At 57.4% G+C, this 2175-nt stretch carries 4 protein-coding genes; 1 reads left to right on the forward strand and 3 read right to left on the reverse strand.

Annotation, left to right across the window (positions count from 1 at the left end):
- From KJ653_01845 to KJ653_01855, 3 genes are all read right to left on the reverse strand, one after another.
- Positions 1-876 (reverse strand): hypothetical protein (locus tag KJ653_01845; protein ID MBU0684579.1); only part of this gene is annotated, 876 nt, incomplete at its 3' end.
- A gap of 4 nt (positions 877-880) precedes the next feature.
- On the reverse strand, positions 881-1150 hold the full coding sequence (locus KJ653_01850; GenBank protein ID MBU0684580.1) for a WXG100 family type VII secretion target: 270 nt from the start codon (positions 1148-1150) through the stop codon (positions 881-883).
- A gap of 26 nt (positions 1151-1176) precedes the next feature.
- The gene (locus KJ653_01855) at positions 1177-1923 is read right to left on the reverse strand and encodes a VWA domain-containing protein (protein MBU0684581.1); all 747 of its coding nucleotides are present in this window, start codon (positions 1921-1923) and stop codon (positions 1177-1179) included.
- Positions 1924-1935: 12 nt separating this feature from the next.
- Here KJ653_01855 and KJ653_01860 point away from each other — a divergent pair.
- Positions 1936-2175 (forward strand): hypothetical protein (locus KJ653_01860; GenBank protein MBU0684582.1); only part of this gene is annotated, 240 nt, incomplete at its 3' end.

Raw genomic sequence — 2175 nt, forward strand, 5'->3', positions numbered from 1 at the left:
AACCATCCGCTCGGCGACAGAGCCAGCCAGATTGCGACGGACCTTGAGCTGCACCGCGTGACGCTCTGCTGCCCCCTGGCATTTGCTCAACTCTTCCTTGTAGCCAGCCAACGTGGATCGAAACGCAGGATCCCGATCAGCCAAATAGGCAACGAAATGGCGTTGTTGTTCCGACGACAGACTCATGCGTAAGCTGAGATCGCCGGGTGACACGAGAGCGCTCTTGCTTGGTGACCAATACACCCAGGTCGCAAACTGTGCAGCAACCGGGTCTTCCATCAAGTAGGACTCCAAGGCCTCTCTAGCCTGGGAAAGTCGGACATGCCCCGTATCTGCAAAGGCTTGTACTGCTCCTAGTCGCAGAGCACTCTCGGCCTGAACAGCCTCCTCAAGATGTGCCACTCGCAATGCAGCCCGATGAGTTAATTCAAGGCGCTGCTCCATATGCATGCGATGTTCCTTGGCGGACTGGTGCTCATCTGCGGTTTGCTCCGCGTTGGCCTCGGCGGCTGATACGCCGGCTTCGGCGCTGTCTACAGCCCAGGCTTCGGATGAGCAATCGGGCGGCGATCCATCTTCGCTGCAGGCCTGACTCTCGCATGAAGACATCGCCGCCCTCGCCGCCTCAAGGTCGGCGCGCGCAGCAGCGACTTGACTCAGGGCTTCCTGTAGAGCTCTTGCCGTCATCAGCTCTTCCTGGGCTGCCGTCTCCAGCATAGTTGAGCTTTGCCTCTCCTCCTCACTGACCTCGGCCACTTTCTCGACAATGTGACTAAGCAATCCTTCGACCCCGCCCGATATCTCCTCGCAGCCGCGAGTCATACCGTCACAAGCGTCTTCAATGTTCTCAACCTGTCCTACCGAGACTTGTGGCATAGATTCAGCTCTGCAAGTAGTCCCTGAGCCGCGAAGCTAACGCCAGCAGGTACGGGATCTGCTCCGAAGCATTTTCCTGAAAAGCTGAGATTTGTTGGAGCAGCAGCGAGTATTTCTCTTCGAATTGTGCCCGCTTTTCATCCTGCCAAGTGTCACCGAGTGCGCCGAATTCCTGGTCCAAGGCGCCGACTTCCTCGGCCAGAGTGTCGATGAAGTGACTCAACGCCTGGACAAAACGCTCAAGTTCTTCAGGATCGGCTACCGCTTGTGACATTGGAACTGCCTCCGCTTTATAATGGCCTACCAGTATCCCTCGTCGCCTTCAGCATCGGCCGATGGTTCTGTGGGGTCGCTTGCGCCAGAGTCACCGCTTGGAGCGGTTTGCGGCTCCGTAGAACCGTCGAGCTTGATGTCATCATCCGCGGGAATCTCATTGGGGTTCTTTGAGTTGGCCCGCGTGGTGACGGATATGGTCACATATTCGAAGAACTTGGGAATCTGTGATGCATGTTCAGCATAGAAGAGCTGATGCTGGGTTCCAGCGATGAAGCGCGTCAGCACATCTTCATCCGCGTCAGGCCCAATAGCCATGGCCATGCGATCGCACTTGGCCGAGCGACCGTTACTGATGAAATCGTCGAGGGGAGGCCGCCATTTGTCGTTGGGTTGCCCATCCGAGACTAGGACAATCGTCGGTCGGTAGGCGCGTGACGGCGTGACCTTCTTATCTTCGACCACGCCCTTGGCTATGGTCATGGCCGCTCCCAAAGGTGTCATGCCATCGGCCTCGAGATTCGCCCAGGTAATGCTGGACGCCTTGGTCGGCGGCAAGTGCAATCGTGCCTCCCCACCAAACGTGATGATCGAGACGAGAATCTCATTCTCCATCCGCTCTTCTTGCGCGAAGGTCTCAATCATCTCCTTTGCGGCCCGATTCAGGGTCGCGATCTTCTCTCCCGTCATGCTGTCGCTGACGTCCAGAAGCAGGTAAACTGGCAAGGGCTTTGCCTTGGTTGTAACCTGCTTCGAGGGATCGAAGGATTTCATGATCTGGTCTCCTTGAGTTTGAAGGCGTCCTGCATTTTTCCTGGGATCACCGACCATCGGATCTCCCGATCTTCCTTGCCCGCCCCGGCCACCTTCGCATTCGCGGGCTTCGCCACCATATGCGACCTGTCGGCCGGAGGCTCGCCTGTAGGGAAGGAGCTCGTCGATGCCGATGCTTGCGTCCGCCTCCGTTGTGTCGTTCTGTCAGACATCGAGCTTCTCGCCAACACATGCATCCTGCTTGTGCAAGAG

This window comes from Candidatus Thermoplasmatota archaeon, assembly GCA_018814355.1.
In the GTDB taxonomy this organism is placed as follows: Archaea; Thermoplasmatota; Thermoplasmata; order UBA10834; family UBA10834; genus COMBO-56-21.

Coding starts and splice junctions, on each gene's coding strand:
- KJ653_01850 (MBU0684580.1), bottom strand. CDS start 1,150: ATGTCACAAGCGGTAGCCGATCCTGAAGAACTTGAGCGTTTTGTCCAG.
- KJ653_01855 (MBU0684581.1), bottom strand. CDS start 1,923: ATGAAATCCTTCGATCCCTCGAAGCAGGTTACAACCAAGGCAAAGCCC.